At 63.8% G+C, this 16,206-nt stretch carries 20 protein-coding genes; 6 read left to right on the forward strand and 14 right to left on the reverse strand.

Annotated features, from left to right (window positions below):
- Positions 1-40: 40 nt before the first annotated feature.
- Positions 41-499 carry a nucleoside deaminase gene (locus tag GA0061098_RS18100; RefSeq protein ID WP_091958684.1) on the forward strand — a complete coding sequence of 153 codons (459 nt, stop codon included), beginning with the start codon at positions 41-43 and terminating at the stop codon, positions 497-499.
- Here the strand turns inward: GA0061098_RS18100 and GA0061098_RS18105 are convergent, their stop codons facing one another.
- Positions 500-1,405 (reverse strand): alpha/beta fold hydrolase, encoded by a 906-nt coding sequence (locus GA0061098_RS18105; RefSeq protein WP_091958687.1) that lies wholly within the window; start codon positions 1,403-1,405, stop codon positions 500-502.
- 189 nt (positions 1,406-1,594) lie between these two features.
- Positions 1,595-2,878: a phosphoribosylamine--glycine ligase gene (purD, locus tag GA0061098_RS18110; RefSeq protein WP_091958690.1), complete on the reverse strand. Its 1,284-nt coding sequence runs from the start codon at positions 2,876-2,878 to the stop codon at positions 1,595-1,597.
- Positions 2,879-3,197: 319 nt separating this feature from the next.
- On the opposite strand from purD, the gene GA0061098_RS18115 reads away from it, so the two are divergent.
- Entirely contained in the window at positions 3,198-3,506 is a 309-nt protein-coding gene (locus GA0061098_RS18115; protein WP_091958692.1) for a hypothetical protein, read from the forward strand.
- Between the two features lie 14 nt (positions 3,507-3,520).
- Entirely contained in the window at positions 3,521-4,483 is a 963-nt protein-coding gene (locus tag GA0061098_RS18120) for a DUF4238 domain-containing protein (RefSeq protein WP_091958696.1), read from the forward strand.
- Positions 4,484-4,639: 156 nt separating this feature from the next.
- Here GA0061098_RS18120 and GA0061098_RS18125 read toward each other — a convergent pair whose 3' ends face one another.
- The 4 genes from GA0061098_RS18125 to GA0061098_RS18140 all read right to left on the reverse strand — a co-directional run bounded on the left by GA0061098_RS18125 (position 4,640) and on the right by GA0061098_RS18140 (position 7,255).
- On the reverse strand, positions 4,640-4,939 hold the full coding sequence (locus tag GA0061098_RS18125; RefSeq protein ID WP_018453460.1) for a winged helix-turn-helix domain-containing protein: 300 nt from the start codon (positions 4,937-4,939) through the stop codon (positions 4,640-4,642).
- Positions 4,940-4,941: 2 nt separating this feature from the next.
- The gene (locus GA0061098_RS18130) at positions 4,942-5,532 is read right to left on the reverse strand and encodes a hypothetical protein (RefSeq protein ID WP_091958699.1); all 591 of its coding nucleotides are present in this window, start codon (positions 5,530-5,532) and stop codon (positions 4,942-4,944) included.
- 65 nt (positions 5,533-5,597) lie between these two features.
- On the reverse strand, positions 5,598-6,152 hold the full coding sequence (locus tag GA0061098_RS18135) for a hypothetical protein (protein ID WP_091958702.1): 555 nt from the start codon (positions 6,150-6,152) through the stop codon (positions 5,598-5,600).
- Positions 6,149-7,255, reverse strand: a complete 1,107-nt coding sequence (locus GA0061098_RS18140; RefSeq protein WP_091958705.1) for an alpha/beta hydrolase — start codon at positions 7,253-7,255, stop codon at positions 6,149-6,151. Before GA0061098_RS18140 ends, GA0061098_RS18135 begins: the two co-directional genes overlap by 4 nt.
- A 139-nt stretch (positions 7,256-7,394) precedes the next feature.
- Between GA0061098_RS18140 and xseA the strand changes: the two genes are divergently transcribed.
- Positions 7,395-9,017 (forward strand): exodeoxyribonuclease VII large subunit, encoded by a 1,623-nt coding sequence (gene xseA, locus GA0061098_RS18145; RefSeq protein WP_091958708.1) that lies wholly within the window; start codon positions 7,395-7,397, stop codon positions 9,015-9,017.
- Positions 9,018-9,209: 192 nt separating this feature from the next.
- Here xseA and GA0061098_RS45055 read toward each other — a convergent pair whose 3' ends face one another.
- Together GA0061098_RS45055 and GA0061098_RS18155 are read right to left on the reverse strand one after the other, a co-directional pair.
- Complete coding sequence (locus GA0061098_RS45055; RefSeq protein ID WP_165637439.1) at positions 9,210-9,353, reverse strand: hypothetical protein; 144 nt, start codon at positions 9,351-9,353, stop codon at positions 9,210-9,212.
- Between the two features lie 269 nt (positions 9,354-9,622).
- On the reverse strand, positions 9,623-10,447 hold the full coding sequence (locus tag GA0061098_RS18155) for a dienelactone hydrolase family protein (RefSeq protein WP_091958711.1): 825 nt from the start codon (positions 10,445-10,447) through the stop codon (positions 9,623-9,625).
- Positions 10,448-10,637: 190 nt separating this feature from the next.
- On the opposite strand from GA0061098_RS18155, the gene GA0061098_RS18160 reads away from it, so the two are divergent.
- Positions 10,638-10,865 (forward strand): DUF2093 domain-containing protein, encoded by a 228-nt coding sequence (locus GA0061098_RS18160; RefSeq protein ID WP_018321926.1) that lies wholly within the window; start codon positions 10,638-10,640, stop codon positions 10,863-10,865.
- A gap of 130 nt (positions 10,866-10,995) precedes the next feature.
- On the opposite strand, the gene GA0061098_RS18165 is transcribed toward GA0061098_RS18160, so the two are convergent.
- Positions 10,996-11,310 carry a hypothetical protein gene (locus tag GA0061098_RS18165; RefSeq protein WP_091958849.1) on the reverse strand — a complete coding sequence of 105 codons (315 nt, stop codon included), beginning with the start codon at positions 11,308-11,310 and terminating at the stop codon, positions 10,996-10,998.
- 508 nt (positions 11,311-11,818) lie between these two features.
- Between GA0061098_RS18165 and GA0061098_RS45060 the strand changes: the two genes are divergently transcribed.
- Positions 11,819-12,016, forward strand: a complete 198-nt coding sequence (locus tag GA0061098_RS45060; RefSeq protein WP_245323403.1) for a hypothetical protein — start codon at positions 11,819-11,821, stop codon at positions 12,014-12,016.
- A gap of 252 nt (positions 12,017-12,268) precedes the next feature.
- On the opposite strand, the gene GA0061098_RS18175 is transcribed toward GA0061098_RS45060, so the two are convergent.
- The 5 genes from GA0061098_RS18175 to GA0061098_RS18195 all read right to left on the reverse strand — a co-directional run bounded on the left by GA0061098_RS18175 (position 12,269) and on the right by GA0061098_RS18195 (position 16,193).
- On the reverse strand, positions 12,269-12,604 hold the full coding sequence (locus GA0061098_RS18175; RefSeq protein ID WP_018321923.1) for a GYD domain-containing protein: 336 nt from the start codon (positions 12,602-12,604) through the stop codon (positions 12,269-12,271).
- Positions 12,605-12,916: 312 nt separating this feature from the next.
- Positions 12,917-13,933, reverse strand: a complete 1,017-nt coding sequence (gene lpxK / locus GA0061098_RS18180) for a tetraacyldisaccharide 4'-kinase (protein ID WP_091958714.1) — start codon at positions 13,931-13,933, stop codon at positions 12,917-12,919.
- A complete protein-coding gene (locus GA0061098_RS18185) occupies positions 13,926-15,272 on the reverse strand; it encodes a 3-deoxy-D-manno-octulosonic acid transferase (RefSeq protein WP_091958717.1) in 1,347 nt (448 codons plus the stop codon). Before GA0061098_RS18185 ends, lpxK begins: the two co-directional genes overlap by 8 nt.
- A complete protein-coding gene (locus GA0061098_RS18190) occupies positions 15,235-15,954 on the reverse strand; it encodes a lysophospholipid acyltransferase family protein (RefSeq protein ID WP_091958719.1) in 720 nt (239 codons plus the stop codon). Before GA0061098_RS18190 ends, GA0061098_RS18185 begins: the two co-directional genes overlap by 38 nt.
- A complete protein-coding gene (locus GA0061098_RS18195) occupies positions 15,951-16,193 on the reverse strand; it encodes a DUF4170 domain-containing protein (protein WP_091958722.1) in 243 nt (80 codons plus the stop codon). Before GA0061098_RS18195 ends, GA0061098_RS18190 begins: the two co-directional genes overlap by 4 nt.
- Positions 16,194-16,206: the final 13 nt, after the last annotated feature.

Here is a 16,206-nt window from a genome sequence, read left to right on the forward strand (position 1 = left end):
CACTTCTGCTGAAGGCGCAGCTACTAGCAGGTTTCTTCGGATGATACGAGGCTTGAAAGCCCCCTCTTTCATGGATTTGGCGCTTCTGGCGGCCGAAAATGCCGGAAAAGCGGGCGAAGTTCCGATCGGATGCGTGGTGGTCCGCAATGATGAGGTCATTGCCACCGCCGCCAATCGGACGCTGACCGACCGCGACCCCACCGGCCATGCCGAAATCGTTGCGCTGCGCGAGGCGGCCAGGAAGATCGGCAGCGAGCGCCTGGTCGACTGCGACCTCTACGTGACGCTTGAGCCCTGCACCATGTGTGCGGGCGCGATCTCGTTTGCAAGGGTGAGGCGGCTCTATTACGGCGCCGCCGATCCCAAGGGCGGCGCGGTCGAGTCCGGCGTGCGGTTCTTCACCTCGCCGACCTGCCATCACGCCCCGGACGTCTATTCCGGGGTCGGCGAGAGCGAGGCGGCGCGGCTGCTCAAGGAGTTCTTTCGCGAGCGGCGCTAGCTAGCTGCCCACAAAGAACTCCCGCAGCGCCTCTGCTGTCACGTCGGGATTCTCCTCGGTGAGGAAGTGTCCGGAATCCACCGGCATGCCCGTGACGTTCGTCGCCCATTGTTGCCAGGTGTCGAGCGGCGTCGCCGCGGCCTGCGCGACACCGGCATTGCCCCACAGCGCCAGCATCGGAATGGTAATCTTCTTGCCGGCTTCGAAATCGGCCTTGTCGAGGTCGTAGTCGAAATAGGCGCCGGCGCGGTAGTCCTCGCACATCGCATGCACGCGGGCGGGATCGCGGAACGGGGCGAGGTAATGTTCGAGCGCGCGAGGGTCGATGGCGTCCAACGTCCTCGACTTGGTCTGGCTCGCCATCTTGAAGCGCAGGAAGAACTCGCCATTGCCAGAGATCAGCGTCTCCGGCAGCGGATAGGGCTGCGCCAGGAAGGTCCAGTGATAGATCTTCAGCGCGTAGGCGCGGTTCATCCGCTCCCAGTAATTATAGGTCGGCAGGATATCGAGCACCGCGAGCTTCGACAGCCGGCCGGGATGGTCGAGCGCGAGGCGATAGGAGACGCGGCCGCCGCGGTCGTGGCCGGCCAGCGCGAAGTGCACGTGACCGAGCCGCTCCATCACTTCCACCATCGCCTTGGCCATCGCGCGCTTGCTGTAGGGGATATGCAGCGCATCGCTCTCGGGCATGTCGGACCAGCCATAGCCCGGCAAATCGGCGATGATCAGCGTGAAGTGCTTGGCCAGCTCAGGCGCGACCTGGTGCCACATCACATGGGTCTCGGAGAAGCCGTGCAGGAGCAGCAGCGGCGGCCCGCTGCCGCCGACGCGGGCGAAGATCCGGCCGAAGGAGGTGTTGATCCATTCGGAGGCAAAATCCGGATAGAGGTCGGCGAGATCGGACATCTTTCTGCATCCTTTAAAGGGTCAGTCGGGGCCGGCCCCGACACCTAAAATTGCGAAAACAACCCCATGCACAGTACCGGTATCATCATCGGGGTCAGTAAGCCCCGCGACTGATTACACATTCTGGGGTGCACATGTGGCCATCCGGTGACAACGACCGCGCCAAGCTAGCTCTGGACGAGCCCTCGCTCAGCCCTTGGCCTTCTCCGCCTCCACCGCCTGCCAGCCGATGTCGCGGCGGCAGAAGCCCTCGGGCCAGCTGATGCGGTCGACGGCCTGATAGGCGCGGGCCTGCGCTTCCGTCACGGTCTTGCCGAGCGCGCAGACATTGAGCACACGGCCGCCATTGGCGAGGATCGCGCCGTCCTTCTCGACCGTGCCGGCGTGGAAGATCTCGACGGTGTCCACCTTCGCCGCATCATCGAGCCCGTCGATCCGCGTGCCCTTCTGGTAGTCGCCGGGATAACCCTTCGCCGCCATCACCACCGTGAGCGCGGAGTCCGGATGCCAGCGCAGATCGAAATTCTTCAGCTGTCCGTCGCAGGCGGCGAGGAACGCCGGCACGATGTCCGACATCATGCGCAGCATCAGGACCTGGCACTCGGGATCGCCGAAGCGGACGTTGAACTCGAACAGTTTTGGCCCCTGCGTCGTCAGCATGATGCCGGCATAGAGGATGCCGCGGAACGGCGTGCCGCGCTGCTTCATGCCTGATACCGTCGGCAAAATGATCTTCGCCATGATCGCGTCGTGGATCGCGGGCGTCACCAAAGGCGTCGGCGAATAGGCGCCCATGCCGCCGGTGTTCGGGCCGACATCGTGGTCGAACACACGCTTGTGGTCCTGGGCGGAGGCCAGCGGAATGGCGGTCTCGCCGTCGCACAGCGCAAAGAAGCTGATCTCGCGGCCGGGCAAGAACTCCTCGATCACGACCTCAGCCCCGGCCTCGCCGAACGCGCCCTCGAACATCATGGCGATGGCGTCTTCAGCCTCGCGCACGGTCTTGGCGACGACGACACCCTTGCCGGCGGCGAGCCCGTCGGCCTTCACGACGATCGGCGCGCCCTGGCTGTTGACGTAGTCGCGAGCATCCTCAGGCTTGGTGAAGCGCTTGTAGGCGCCGGTCGGAATGCCGAATTCGGTGCACAGCGCCTTGGTAAAGCCCTTGGAGCTTTCGAGCTGGGCGGGGATCCTGCTCGGCCCGAACGCCTTGATGCCGGCCGCGGCGAGATCGTCGACGATGCCGGCGGCCAGCGGCGTCTCCGGCCCGACCACCACGAGCTCGACCTTGTTCGTCTTGCAGAACTCGATCACCGCAGCATGGTCGGCGATATCGAGCGCCACGCATTCCGCCTCCCGCGCGATGCCGGCATTGCCGGGCGCGCACCAGAACTTGGTCACCAGGGGGGAGGCCGCGATCTTCCACGCCAGGGCATGTTCGCGGCCGCCGGAACCGAGCAGGAGAATGTGCATCGAGGGCTCGAAATGAGGGGTTTTGCTGAGGGCGGAGGTCGCACGAATCGGGGCGGGCCTCAAGGGGAAACGGGCCAAACTACCTGCCATCCCGGGGCGCGCCCCTTTCGGGCCAGGATTCATCGGGCGCGCACCCATCTCGTCGTGTGCCCCGCCTGTGCAAGCGCCGCTGCGATTTCCGTGAGAGACTTCTTGCCGGTCTTGCCCGCGCTAGGTTGCGAGCAAGCGCCACTGTCTCGGGCCGTTTCGCCGATAGACTTTCGCCCCTCGACTTTGAAAGCCGCGCGGTCGGCGGGTCATCCAGGAATGATGTCGGCGGATGGATCGGACCCCCTCACTGCCTCATCATGAAAGCCGCCCGCCAACTCAACAGCGGCACGCTTGGCATAGCTTCGAACTGCCTTCTTCTTTCATTGCTCTGATTTCTGAATACATTTCGGTTCTCTTCGTTAGTGAAGAGGATAACTGGCGCGATTTTCTGGACCAAGCGGAGTTGAGTTTGTTCCTTAAGTTCGATGACCTAGTAGGAAACCACCACTCCATAAAATTCGACCTCAAGTTTGAACTTGAAAGCGCGACGCCCGGCTTCTTCACTGCATCGTTGACCCCCTTTGCGGCGAAGCGATAAAGCAAGTCGCTCGAATGGCAAAAGACCATTTCGTCGCTCAGACCTACTTGAGACAATGGGCTTCTCCCAGCTCTGCAATGCTGCGCGGATATGGCAAGCGTACGGGCAAAGAATTCCCGTGTGCGCCCAAGGATGTCTGCCACGAGTGGGATTGGGATGTGAACCCATATTTCAAAGAACATCCCCGCCTTCTAGGCGACTACCGGAAGATATTCGAACCACAGTGGAGACCAACCATCGCAGCCGTGCGGACCAACAAACTCTCGGCGGAGGATAAGTTCGTACTTTCCGGATACTGGGCGTTACTGACGACGTGCACCCCATCATGGCACCGCAGCGCTGTGATACTTGCGGAACGGCAGTTGGCCGATTTCATCCCGCTTCTTGCGAGAAACTTTGCCAAGGAGAAGCCAGAGTATCAAGATTTCGTCGAGGAAGCGATTATGAAAGGATGGATCAAACCAAATCCGGATGGGCAGCAGATTAAGGCGATGCTGACCCAGCAGCTCACGCGGACGATGTTGCTGCTTTATCAATTAGATTGGGTTGTTCTGCGAAACTCAACCGATGCGCCTTTCATAACTAGCGATAATCCGTCCTCAGTCTTTCCACGCCGCCCGTTTTTTGGCGGGCTGGCGCGATTTCTTCCGCTTGCACCGGATCTTGCGTTGTTCACTGCAATTGATCCTGGCAGAAAGCTAACGACCGAGCTTCCTGATCTGGAAAGGGCTGCGCCGGGCAAGGTCAGGCGCGGAAATGTAACGCGCAAGCAGGCCGCGCGGCTTAACCGCGTCACGGTCATGAACGCGGACGAGTTGGTCTTTTCGACGCGAGCGAATGGGCCAGTAGGGCGATTGGTCCGCAATCACCGCGACTTTAGTGTTTTTGTCGATCACGCGCGTTTTCCGACACCGGACGGCGGATTTCTCAACGCGTCTACGATGATGGTTCGGCGCGAGCGAGCCGCAGTTCGATAGTTGTCTGGGTGAGCGAGACTAAAGGTCGCCCAGCAGTGTTGCAAAATACAAAAACCTGCTACAAAACGCTTTGACGCGAGCGCAAATTCTCAAGTCTTTTCAATGCTGAAGTCGTTGGTTCGCGGTTCCCACGCAACTGTACAGTCTGGCCGCCGGCTACCCCTGCTTCCCCGCAATGATCTCCTGCAACGTCGCCACATGCCGCGCGAAGGCCCCACGGCCCGCGGCGGTGGCGGTGACCGTGGTCTGCGGCTTCTTGCCGACGAACGCCTTCTCCACGGACACATAGCCCGCCTTGGCCAGGGTCTCGATATGCGCGCCGAGATTGCCGTCGGTGGCGCCGGTCAGCTTCTTCAGCCGCGAGAACTCCAGTCCCGCGGTCGCAGGCAGCGCGTTCAGCGCTGCCATGATCTTCAGCCGCAGTGGCTGGTGGATGATGTCGTCGAGCTCCGCCACACCTAGCCTCGCCGCATCCAGAAGCCACCGACGATCAGCGCGCCGCCATTGACGGCCGCCATCCACGGCAACAGCGGTACACCCGGGATAGTGAAATATCCGATCAGCGTCAGCGCGATGATGGCCGCGCCGAGCGGCGCAAAGTCGTAGCCGAACCGAAGCCCCGCCGTCAGGTAGACCAGCGTGATGTAGACCTGCCAAAACACCGTTTGCTGGCGCGGCGAGAACCTGCCGAAATGGCAGCAGACGAGGCCGAAGGCGGCGATCAGCAGCAGCGCCAGCAGAGTGCGCCTGTCGAACAGGCGGATGCTGTTTCTCGAAAGATGACAGGCGCCGAGAGCAACGAGGCCGAGGGCCGAGACGACGTAGAGTGCAAACCAGAAATAGAGCCCGTCATTCGCCACGAACCAGCTGTTCCAATAATAGGCCCCGTAGCGCGGCCAGAACCAGATCAGGGCATCGTCGGCAAACGGCAGCACGGCCCACAGCAGCAGGACGAGGCCAGAGACCAGGTAGATCTGCGACCGCCGCACGGGACGAATAGTCTTCTCGCGCTCGTTCAGCGCATCGGAAGCCCGCTTGCTGTCGGTCACGGGAGCGCTCCTTCCTGGGTATTGGCTACAGGCCGGTGGATGATGTCGTCGAGCCCGGGCATGCGCTAGATCCGCCGCATCCAGAGGCCGCCGAGGATCAGGCCGCCGCCGTTGACGAAGGCCATCCAGAGCGGGAACGCCTCGCCGATGTAGAAGAAGCCGAACAGCGTCAGCGCGGTGATGCCGAGGCCGATCGCAACGAACGCGTAGCCGAACCAGAGCCCGGCGAGTGTGTAGAACAGCATGAAATAGATCGGCCAGAACGTTCCCAACTGGCGCGGACCAAAATGACCGACAACGTTGGTGACGAGATAGCCGAACGCGAAGAACAGTGCGAATATCAGGAACAGCCTGATGCCAACGCCGGCGCCAAAGGGGTGGCTCTTCGGATCGAACACGCGAAGTGCAATCAGACCACCGACGCCCAGAACGTCTACAGCAACCCAGGCGTAGACCGCGTAGATCGGCCAAAGCCAGGTCACGAGATTGGCTGCGAACACCAGCACGCCCCACCAGACCGCTGCGAGGCTCGCCAGCTCATAGAGCTGCGATTGCTTCACGCGCTGGACGATATCGTCGATATCGGCCAGCGCTGCGGACGCCTGCCTGCTGTCGATCATGACTGCCCTGCCCCGCGCGTTGCCACGTCCTCGGCGATGACCGAGACCGCCTTCGGATGGGTGACGATGCCCATATGATTGATGCCGTCAATGACCTTGACGTCGACCGACGGCTTCACCGCCTGCACGGCTTGCGCATATTTGTCCGAGATCATCATCTCGTCCTCGGCGCCGCCGAAGATGGTGATCGGACGCGTGGTTGCCGGGAGATCGACGCGATAGCCGCGCGTCGCGAAATTGCGCATCAGGCGGTCGGAATAGGTCGAGGTGAGATATTTCGCCGAACTTGCCGGCACCGCGAAGGCGAGCACCGGAAGCTGCGCACAGCAGTCGATGCCGAGCTTGCGCAGGGCCGTCAGTCCCAGGAAACGTGGAATGTCGGCACTGACCCAGCCACCGTTGCTCGGCCGGTTGGTCGGCGCGTCATAGCCGAGATAGGGCGCGAGCAGCACGGTGCGCACGAACATGTCCTGCATGATCGGCGTCGCGGCGACGCGCAGCGAGAAACCGGCACCGGCGGAATGGCCGATCAGAGTGAGCGGCAGATCCGGCGCGGTCTTGCGCAAATGGGCGACGAAATCGACGAGGTCGTCCTCGAGCTGGCCGACATAACCGATATCGCCGCGGGTGCCGGAGCCGCCATGGCCGCGGATGTCGAGCGCCCAGGTCTCCACCCCGCGCGCGGCGATCGCGTGGGTCAGCGCGTGGTTGACCGTGCCGCTGGAGCCGGAGGAGCCATGGATGAAGATTGCACCCCGGCCTGCGGCCGGGCCCCCGGAGCCATTTCCGTTCCGATGGGATCGGGCTCCGGATTCTTGTTTTGACGCGTTTTCTTCACGCGAACCGGCTTCCACTTCGCTTGAAAACGCTTTGGCCGCGTAGTGGCGATAGCCGATCCAGGTGCCGTCGCGGGCCTGGAAGCGCTCCAGCGCAGGCAGCGTGGACCAGTCGATCCCCTTGGTGGAGTCGGAGACCGATCGCATCTCGGGTGGCCGCTCCAGCGGCGTTGCGATCATCGCAGTCAGGATCAGCGCCACGCCGCCGACCGCACACAGGGCCCATTTCAGGCCGCTCAAAACGCCGCGCAGCAACCGGATCGCCATGGCTTACCTCCCTCAAATGCATCAATCAATAGAGAACTCTATATTACAGAGTACTCTCCAAATCAATCCCGGGATTGGCGCCGCGCGGCGAAAATCCTTAACGTCGGGTCTGACCCCAAAATGCCGAATCGTTTGCTAGATGCCGCCTGCGGAACAACTGAACAACGCGTTTGAATTCACCGTCTCCGAGCTCTCCCAGTCCCTGAAGCGGACGGTGGAGGACACCTACGGCCATGTCCGGGTCCGCGGTGAGATCTCGGGCTTCCGCGGCGCCCACTCCTCCGGCCATTGCTATTTCGCGCTCAAGGACGAGAGCGCCAAGATCGAGGCGGTGATCTGGAAGGGCGTGCACGGCCGGATGCGCTTCAAGCCCCAGGAAGGGCTCGAGGTCATCGCCACCGGCAAGCTCACGACCTATCCGGGCTCCTCGAAGTACCAGATCGTGATCGAGGCGCTGGAGCCGGCCGGCATCGGCGCGCTGATGGCGCTGATGGAGGAGCGCAAGAAGAAGCTCGCCGCGGAAGGGTTGTTCGACGAGGCGCGCAAGCAGCTGCTGCCGTGGTTGCCGGAGGTGATCGGCGTCGTGACCTCGCCGACCGGCGCCGTAATCCGCGACATCCTGCATCGGCTGGAGGACCGCTTCCCCCGCCGCGTGCTGGTGTGGCCGGTCAAGGTGCAGGGCGACGGCTCGGCCGAGCAGGTCGCGGCCGCCATCCGCGGCTTCAACGCGCTGCCCGAGGGCGGCAAGATTCCGCGGCCCGATGTGCTGATCGTCGCGCGCGGCGGCGGCGCGCTGGAGGATCTCTGGTCGTTCAACGAGGAGATCGTGGTGCGGGCAGCGGCGGAGAGCATGATCCCGCTGATCTCGGCGGTGGGGCACGAGACCGACATCACGCTGATCGACTTCGTCGCCGACAAGCGCGCGCCAACGCCGACGGCCGCGGCCGAGATGGCGGTGCCGGTGCGCAGCGAATTGTTCGTCGAGGTCGCCGATCTCGGACGCCGCACCCGCGCCTATTGGCAACGCAGCCAGGAGAGCCGCCGCAGCGAGCTGCGCGCCGCAGCGCGCGCGCTGCCGGCGGCGGGCGACCTGCTGGCGATCCCGCGGCAGCGGCTGGATTCGGCAGGAAGCGCCCTGCCCCGCTGTCTGAAGGCCAACACGCATGCGCATTTCCGCCGGTTTACCGCTGCAAGTTCAAAGCTGACGCTGCGGGTGCTGCACGGCCAGATCTCGCAGGCGGACCACCGGCTCACCGTGTGCGGCGAACGGCTTGGGCTCTCCGCGCGCTCGCTGCTGCGACGGCGGCGCGACCGCTTTGCCGGACTTGAGGTTCGCTTGCGTGCCTCGAAGCTCTCCAATGCGCAGGCACAGCGCAACGCGATTCTCCGCCAGCGCGAGCGCACGCATCGCCTTGGCGAGCGCGCCGGCCGCGCGCTTGTCACGTTGCTGCAGCGGCTCGAGGCCCGCGTCGAGAACAGCGGCAAGCTGCTGTCGGCTTTGTCGTATCGCAGCGTGCTCGCGCGCGGCTTTGCGCTGGTGCGGGACGAGGCGGGACATCCGCTGCATGCGGCGGACAGCATCGGACCCGGCGCACGCCTTGAGATCGAGTTCGCGGATGGCCGTGTGGGCGCGACCGCGGATGCGGATCGTGCAGCTCCGACGGCCAAGCGCGCGCCGGCGCACGCAAAGCCGGCCGCGCAGGAATCGAAACCCGCGCCGAAGCGCGTGGCCAAGCCGGTGGATCAGGGCAATTTGTTCTGAGGCGCCAGTAGTCAGAGCTAGCGCGCCATCCTGAACTTCAGACCCGTCATCCTGAGGTGCGAGGCTTGCGATGCGGACGCATCGCAAGGTGAGCCTCGAAGGATGTACGGCCGCGATGCAGCGGGGCCGTCGCCCCTCGAGGGCCGCTGAAGGAGCGGCCACCTCAGGGTGACGGTGATGGATTGGAGTACTTCAGCGGCACGACAATCCCGCGTCGATCGTGGTCCAGAAGCCGCAATGCTCCGGCGCGCGCTGTGGGGCGCCGGCTTGGGCTTCGTAGAGGAAGATCGCGACGGTGAAGACGACCAGTGCGGAGGAGAAGAGGACGATGCGCATGAGGACTGCGTTTAATCGACATCGTGGTCGAACTAAGGCGCCGTCACGTGCTGAAACCGGCGCCGCATGCGATCCGTAGATTCCCGGTCGGCCATCAAGTCCGTGCAGGGCGGTGGTCGATGCGGGGCTGTCCGCCTGAATTTGTTCCTCGGGCGGCCCCGCTTTGCAAGACCCGTAGCCCGGATGGAGCGAAAGCGTAATCCGGGTTCGTGCCACGCGCTGCGCTGTCCCGGATTGCGCTGCGCTCCATCCGGGCTGCGGGACTTCCTTCACCGCGCCAGCCATTGCGCGACGTCCTTTTGCGACTCCGCGCGCGCCTCGGCATCCGTGCCGAGATGGCCGCGCTCGGGCACGGCGGCATCGTTGCTGCCGCCGGCTGCGTGCAGCGGCGTGTTGGCGCGGTCGAAATCGTGATAGGCGCCGGGATAGACCACGATGCGTGCAAGCGCGCTGCGGCCATGCGCGCCCTCGACCATCTGGCGACAGGCCGGCGGCGAGGAGACATCGTCATTGGCGCCGATCAGCACCAGGGTCGGCACCCGCGTGCTCCAGCCGAGACCGGCGGAGATCCGGCAGTCCGGATAGAACGCGATCGCGGCGCGGAAATCCGGCCCCAGATCACGCGCCGCGCCCTGCGGCCGCACGGCCCAGAGCAGCGCGCTCGCGCCATTGGCCCAGCCCATCAGGCTGACGCGATCGCGCGCCACCCAGGACTGCTTCATCAGCCAGGCGCGCGATGCTGCGACGTCGGTGACGCGCTCACGCCGCGCCTTGACGTGCATCTCCTTGACGCGGCATTGCGGCCCGAGCTCGCGCGAGCCGTAGCTGTCGGGCAATAGCACGGCATTGCCTGCCCTGAGCAGGCGCTCGGCCCAATCGCGATAGCGCGGCAGCACGGGATCGGAATGGCTGCTGAGGCCGTCGCAGCCGTGCAGCGCGACCACGGCCGGAAACGGCCCCGGACCTTCAGGCTTGTAGAGCTGCGCGTGCAGCACGCCGGACGCCAGCGGAATGTCGACCGGCTGCGGCGCCGGCGCGGCACGCGCGGCCGACATCAGCAGCATCAGGAACAGGGCGGTCAGTCGAAGGCGCATCGGACTCTGCCACAGGAGATGCCGGAACCAGCGATCCTTCGCCCAAGCACTATCACGCGGAAACGGCGGCAAAACATCACAAACCGGTGGGTTTACCGGGCGGACAAGCCACCCTATCTATGCTACATCCCGTCCAACACATCGTGCCCTCCAGTTTCCACGGAGCGGCCTTCCACGGAGACTTTCGACCGTGCTGAACAAGTTCGGCCCCTCGGGCCATGGCGAAGCGCAAGTGCAATATCTCGACGGCGACTTCCGCGTGATCTCGCCGGGCACCTTCGTGCGCTGTGCCATCACCGACACGCGGATTCCGCTCGACGAGCTGAAGTACTGGAGCGTGGATTTGCAGGAGGCCTACGCCACACCCGCCGCCGTGCTGCAGCGGCATTTCCCCGGCGCGCCGAAACCGCAGCAATGAGCTTTCCGCTCTCCTAGGGTGGGCGAAGGCGCAACGCGCCGTGCCCACCATCTCGCCATGACCGCGACGAGCAACGTGGGCACACGTCGCTTTGCCCACCCTACGAGATCGAACTCTCGGCATGGTTCGGCTATTGGGGCTCGGGAGCATCGCCGCCCACGCAAGTCTTGATAAAACTCTTCCTGGCTTCGCCGACGACCTTCTGATCGATCGCCTGCTTCAGGCAATCGAGCCGCGCCTGCGCCATGCAGAGCTGCAGCTGGTCGCGCTTGTCTTGACCTTTCAGGCTCGCCGTCGTGGCCAGACACGTGACGCGCTTGGTCGCGGGAACCGGCACCGTGCTGGTTGGCGCAGCGGGAGAAGCCGCAGGCGGCGTTTGCGCGAACACGGGGGCAACGATCAGACACACAAGGCTGGCGGCAACGGTCGCAGACGGCAGTTTCATCGAATTCTCCTGATCGTCGGGAACCGATAGGCGTTTTGCGATGAATGTCGCCTGAATGGCAGGCTGCTGCAGGGTGGGCAAAGCGCAGCAGTGCGTCGTGGCACGAGCGGTGCAGCTTTTCGCGTGTCATCGGGATGAGACGATGTCCGCATGCAGCTGAACTGCGAGTCTCGGAGAGGAAAAGATCTCCGCCAGTGTCGATACGCGTTGCATCGACGAGTGCTTGCACTCCGTGGTTAGTCATTTCGCGCTGTGGTTGGATTCTTTGTTGCGATCCGGCGCCCTTAAGTTGTTTGACGAAATCTTGTTGAAACAGAGAGCTGCTACAGTGTTCGTTAGGTAATTAGCCCTGTTCTTTTTTATCGCACAGACAATCAAGTCAACCAAACGGCCATCGAGCTTTGGAATTGGCGAAGTCTGTGAACGGGCTCATAGCGAAGAGCCATCTGGCGGGCTACCATCACCTCGAAAATTTACGGTGGAATATCTGTAAATCGAAAGTCAAGCGATGGGGGTGATCATGCCCACCATATTGGACCTGCTCTATCGTGAATATTGCCGTGCCCGTCTCGCTGAAATGCGCAAACAGCTTCTGATCGCAGCTGAACGCGCCGAAGCTCTCGAAGCGCATCATCATCTTGCGGATCAGGGTGACGATGAGGGGACGGACGCACATCGCAAGACCGGTCTCGGCCTGCCGCATTGAAGTGGCCCGCGACCGGCGATCTCTCCCGCGTAGCAGTGACCAAGCAATTGGCAACAGTTTGGGAGTGAGCAATGAATACGCCCGAATGCTATACCGTCGTGGTGGCCTGCGTCTCGTGCCTGACCATTATTGGATTGATGGCCACTGGGGCGTGGTGAGCACGACTGATTGCTGAACTGCGATACAGGTCAAGAACGGGAATCCAGAGCTTCGGTTCTGATTCAATTAGAACCGAAGCTTCAGGTCCGGATGTCAGCTTCCGGGCGGGGTATACGAAGAACGCAGCTTCGCCGCGTTCTGGCGGACCTGCTTAATCTCGTCCTGCGTGAACAACCTGGTCAGTTTCACATTCTGCAGGGTGCCGGCAGTGACGGTCAGGCCGGAAATGGCCGGCGCCGCACCCGGATCAGGCACATCGAAAATCACCAAAACGCCTGGGCCGTCGGCCGCAACGCTGTACATCGAAAGCAGCTTTCCGCCGGCCGCTTCGATGAGCTTTCGTGCGGCCTCCTGGCGATCGGTCGTGGGATTCTCCAAAATGGCATTGAGAGCGCGTGGTGTGTACTGTCCGGTGAGGCAAAAATGCATGGCATGTTCTCCTCTGGGTTTTTGGCAATGATTTTCCCTGCCGTTCCGAACTGATCGTTACGGCCGCTGCATCTGAAATGATGAAGGTACTGCCCGCCGTGGGCATAAACGCCGCCGATGATTTCCGGGAGTTCGGCACGTCCCGGTGACGGCTCTCATGGAAGGCTACATCAACTCCCCAACATGCGGAAGAGAATTCATCTGCCGCGACATGTCGCCCGATCAGTTGTCGAATACCGCATGGCGATGGATGAATTGTTTTCCATCCTTTGCTCTTTGGCTACGGCGGACGAGCTTGCCCACCCAACGAGATCAGCGCCTGCTGAACCGCCGCTCGCGCGCCTTGTAGAGGTGATCGCTGATCAATTGCCGGAGCGCTGCCGGATCATCGAACTCGAGCTGCACAGCGAACGGCACGATGCTAGCAGGCAGGCCTTCACGGCCGCGGAGGCGCGCGAGATCCTTTTCCGTCGTCACCAGTGTGTACTGCTCGCGCTGCGCCTCCGCTGCGAGAGCTGCGATCTCGTCGTTTGAAAATATGTGATGATCGGCGAAGGCGCGCGTGCGCGCGACCTCGATGCCGCAGGCGCGCAAGCTGCGGAAGAATCGTTCGGGATCGCCAATGCCCGCGAATGCGAACACCGGCTTGCCCAACAGTCTTGCGACCGACCCGGCGTCCGGCCTCAGGCGCGCGCGCAGCTCCGGTTTGTCGCGCTTGGCAAGCTCGGCCGCGACATCGTTGGCGGCGCGGCCGTCGCCGATCAAGACCAGCGCGTCGGTGCGCGCAAGCTGCGCCTTCAGCGGCGCGCGCAGCGGGCCGGCGGGAAATACCTTGCCGTTGCCGAGGCCGCGTTCGCTATCGATCACGATCAGCGAGGTGTCCTTGACCAGGCGCGGGTTCTGAAAGCCATCGTCCATCAGGACCACTGTGGCGCCTTGCGATTTGGCGAGCGCGACACCCTCGAGACGGTCACGCGCGACGGCGACCGGGACATCGCGCGCCATCATCAAGGGCTCGTCGCCGATGTCGACCGCGGTGTGGCGCGCGCGGTCGACCATGACCGGGCCCTGCAGCCGTCCGCCATAGCCGCGGCTGAGCACCACCGGGGTCTCGCCGAGCTCGCGCAGGAGCTTCGTCAGCGCCAGCACGGTCGGCGTCTTGCCGGCGCCGCCGACGTGGTAGTTGCCGACGCAGATCACGGGGATGCCGGCATCCACGCCTTTGCGCAGCATGCGTCGTTCGGTGATCGCGCCGTAGAGTGCTCCGAGCGGCCATAACGCGTACGACTGGAGAGAACGTGGCCGGTACCAGAAGGCCGGCTCACGCATTGGCGGCTCCCATCTCGATCCGCAGCTGCAGCAGATACGGCTCGAGCGCGGTCATGGTGCGATCGAGCGCGCCGCCGAGATCCTCGACCACGCCGCTGCCTGCGCGCTGCATCTTGTCGCGCAAGGTGGGATCGGTCAGCAGCTGGCCGAGCTGCTTGACCAGCGCCTCCGGCGTGTCGGCCTGGCGCGCACCGCCGCTGCCGTCGAGCGCCTCATAGACATCGGCGAAGTTGAAGACGTGCGGACCATGCACGATCGCGGCACCGAGCTTGATCGCCTCGATCGGGTTCTGCCCGCCATGGCGGATCAGCGATCCGCCCATGAATACGATCGGCGACAGCCGGTAGAACAGGCCGAGCTCGCCCATGGTGTCGGCGACATAGATGTCGGTGGTCGCGGTCGGCAGCTCCTCGCGCGAGCGCAATGCCGGCTTCAGGCCGGATGCCGTGATCAAGCCAGCGATCGACGAGCCGCGGTCGGGATGGCGCGGCACGATCACGGTGAGGAGCTGCGGGAAGAAGCCGGAAAGGCTGCGATGTGCCGCGACCAGCATCTCGTCCTCGCCCGGGTGGGTCGAGGCCGCGACGATGATGGGGCGCCCGCGCGTCATCGCCATCAGCCGCTCAAGCTTGGCGGGATCGGCCGGCGGCGCCGGCACGTCGAGCTTGAGGTTACCCGTGGTGACGACGTCGCGGCCGCCGAGCGTGGAGAAGCGTTCGGCATCGGTCTTCGACTGTGCGAGGCAGATGTCGAAACGTGAGAGCAGCGCCGAGATGGTGCCCTGCATGCGGCGCCAGCGCGGGAAGGAGCGCGGCGACATCCGCCCGTTGATCAGCACCATCGGCACCCGGCGCGTCGCGCCCGCCAGGATCAGGTTCGGCCACAGATCGGATTCGATGAACAGCGCCAGCGACGGCTTCCAATGATCGAGGAAGCGCGCGACATACCGCGGCGAGTCATACGGCACGTATTGATGGATGACGTCGGGCGGAAAGCGTTTTGCGACCACGGCGGCCGAGGTGACGGTGCCCGAGGTGAGCAGGATGCGCAAATTGAGATCGCGCAGGCGCTCGATCAGCCCCGCTGCGGCCAGCACCTCGCCGACACTGGCGCCGTGGATCCAGACCAGCGGACCATGCGGCCGCACGTCCCGGGACAGGCCGCGCCGCTCGCCGACGCGCGCGGGATCCTCCTTGCCCTGCTTCAGCCGCCGCTTGATCAGCGCCGGCGCAAGCGGCACCAGGCCGGAGGCCAGGCGCTGATACATCCGCAGCGTCATCGGCAACGAATTGGGCAGCGAATTAGGCATCTTCCGGTCCCGGGCGGCCGAGTTGCGCATAGGCGCGGCGGGTCGCCTCGTTCAACGTCTCTTCCAGCTCCTGCCGCAGCGCTTCCATCGTGGCGGCGTCGGCATCTGCGGGAACGTGGATTTCCTTGATGCCGACCAATGCGCCCCGCCCGAATGGCAAATTGATGGTGGTGCGGTCCCAGTTCTTGAGCCGGACGAAGCGGCTGGTCGCCATCGCGAAAGGCATGATCGGCCGCCCCGATTCCCGTGCCAGCATGATAATGCCGAGCCCGGCCACGCGCGAGCGCTTGGGGACATCGGCGGTCAGCGCGACATTACAACCGGTCTGGAGCGTGCGCACCATTTCCTTGAAGGCGCCAACCCCGCCCTTGCGGTGAAAGGCACCGCCATGATCGCCGGAACCGCGGATGGTGCCGATGCCGAGCCGCTCGGCGGCGATCGCATTGAACTCGCCGTCGCGGTGGCGGGAGATCAGGACCTTGGCGCGATAGGAAGCCTTGTTCTGGTTCTTGATGAAGGGCGTGAGGAAATGCTGGCCGTGCCAGAACGCGAAGATCGCAGGGAGTTGCGGCTCAACCTGCGCATAGACGTCGGGCGGATCCAACGTGAATTTGTTGGTCCGCCAGACCAGACGCAGATATTCGGCCGCCAGGACCCCGACGGCACGCTGAACGAAGCTGCTTCGCAGCGTATTGCGAAGCAGTTTTTTCAACGCGCCGGTTCTTGATTCGGGTCGAGCAACCGGTGGAGATGGACGATGAAATAGCGCATCTGCGCGTTGTCGACCGTGCTCTGCGCCTTGGCCCGCCAGGCGGCATGGGCGGTCGCATAATTCGGATAGAGGCCGACGACCTCGACATCGTCGAGGTTCTTGAAGGTGTTGTGCTCGAGATCGACGAGCTCACCGCCGATGACGAGGTGAAGCAGTTGTTGCGGGGCACTATCTGGCATGAGTTCTGTTCCT

It is taken from the genome of Bradyrhizobium shewense, assembly GCF_900094605.1.
Classification (GTDB): Bacteria; Pseudomonadota; Alphaproteobacteria; order Rhizobiales; family Xanthobacteraceae; genus Bradyrhizobium; species Bradyrhizobium shewense.

Coding starts and splice junctions, on each gene's coding strand:
- GA0061098_RS18100 (WP_091958684.1), top strand. CDS start 41: ATGATACGAGGCTTGAAAGCCCCCTCTTTCATGGATTTGGCGCTTCTG.
- GA0061098_RS18105 (WP_091958687.1), bottom strand. CDS start 1,405: ATGTCCGATCTCGCCGACCTCTATCCGGATTTTGCCTCCGAATGGATC.
- purD (WP_091958690.1), bottom strand. CDS start 2,878: ATGCACATTCTCCTGCTCGGTTCCGGCGGCCGCGAACATGCCCTGGCG.
- GA0061098_RS18115 (WP_091958692.1), top strand. CDS start 3,198: ATGGATCGGACCCCCTCACTGCCTCATCATGAAAGCCGCCCGCCAACT.
- GA0061098_RS18120 (WP_091958696.1), top strand. CDS start 3,521: ATGGCAAAAGACCATTTCGTCGCTCAGACCTACTTGAGACAATGGGCT.
- GA0061098_RS18135 (WP_091958702.1), bottom strand. CDS start 6,152: ATGATCGACAGCAGGCAGGCGTCCGCAGCGCTGGCCGATATCGACGAT.
- GA0061098_RS18140 (WP_091958705.1), bottom strand. CDS start 7,255: ATGGCGATCCGGTTGCTGCGCGGCGTTTTGAGCGGCCTGAAATGGGCC.
- xseA (WP_091958708.1), top strand. CDS start 7,395: ATGCCGCCTGCGGAACAACTGAACAACGCGTTTGAATTCACCGTCTCC.
- GA0061098_RS45055 (WP_165637439.1), bottom strand. CDS start 9,353: ATGCGCATCGTCCTCTTCTCCTCCGCACTGGTCGTCTTCACCGTCGCG.
- GA0061098_RS18155 (WP_091958711.1), bottom strand. CDS start 10,447: ATGCGCCTTCGACTGACCGCCCTGTTCCTGATGCTGCTGATGTCGGCC.
- GA0061098_RS18165 (WP_091958849.1), bottom strand. CDS start 11,310: ATGAAACTGCCGTCTGCGACCGTTGCCGCCAGCCTTGTGTGTCTGATC.
- GA0061098_RS45060 (WP_245323403.1), top strand. CDS start 11,819: ATGGGGGTGATCATGCCCACCATATTGGACCTGCTCTATCGTGAATAT.
- GA0061098_RS18175 (WP_018321923.1), bottom strand. CDS start 12,604: ATGCATTTTTGCCTCACCGGACAGTACACACCACGCGCTCTCAATGCC.
- lpxK (WP_091958714.1), bottom strand. CDS start 13,933: ATGCGTGAGCCGGCCTTCTGGTACCGGCCACGTTCTCTCCAGTCGTAC.
- GA0061098_RS18185 (WP_091958717.1), bottom strand. CDS start 15,272: ATGCGCAACTCGGCCGCCCGGGACCGGAAGATGCCTAATTCGCTGCCC.
- GA0061098_RS18195 (WP_091958722.1), bottom strand. CDS start 16,193: ATGCCAGATAGTGCCCCGCAACAACTGCTTCACCTCGTCATCGGCGGT.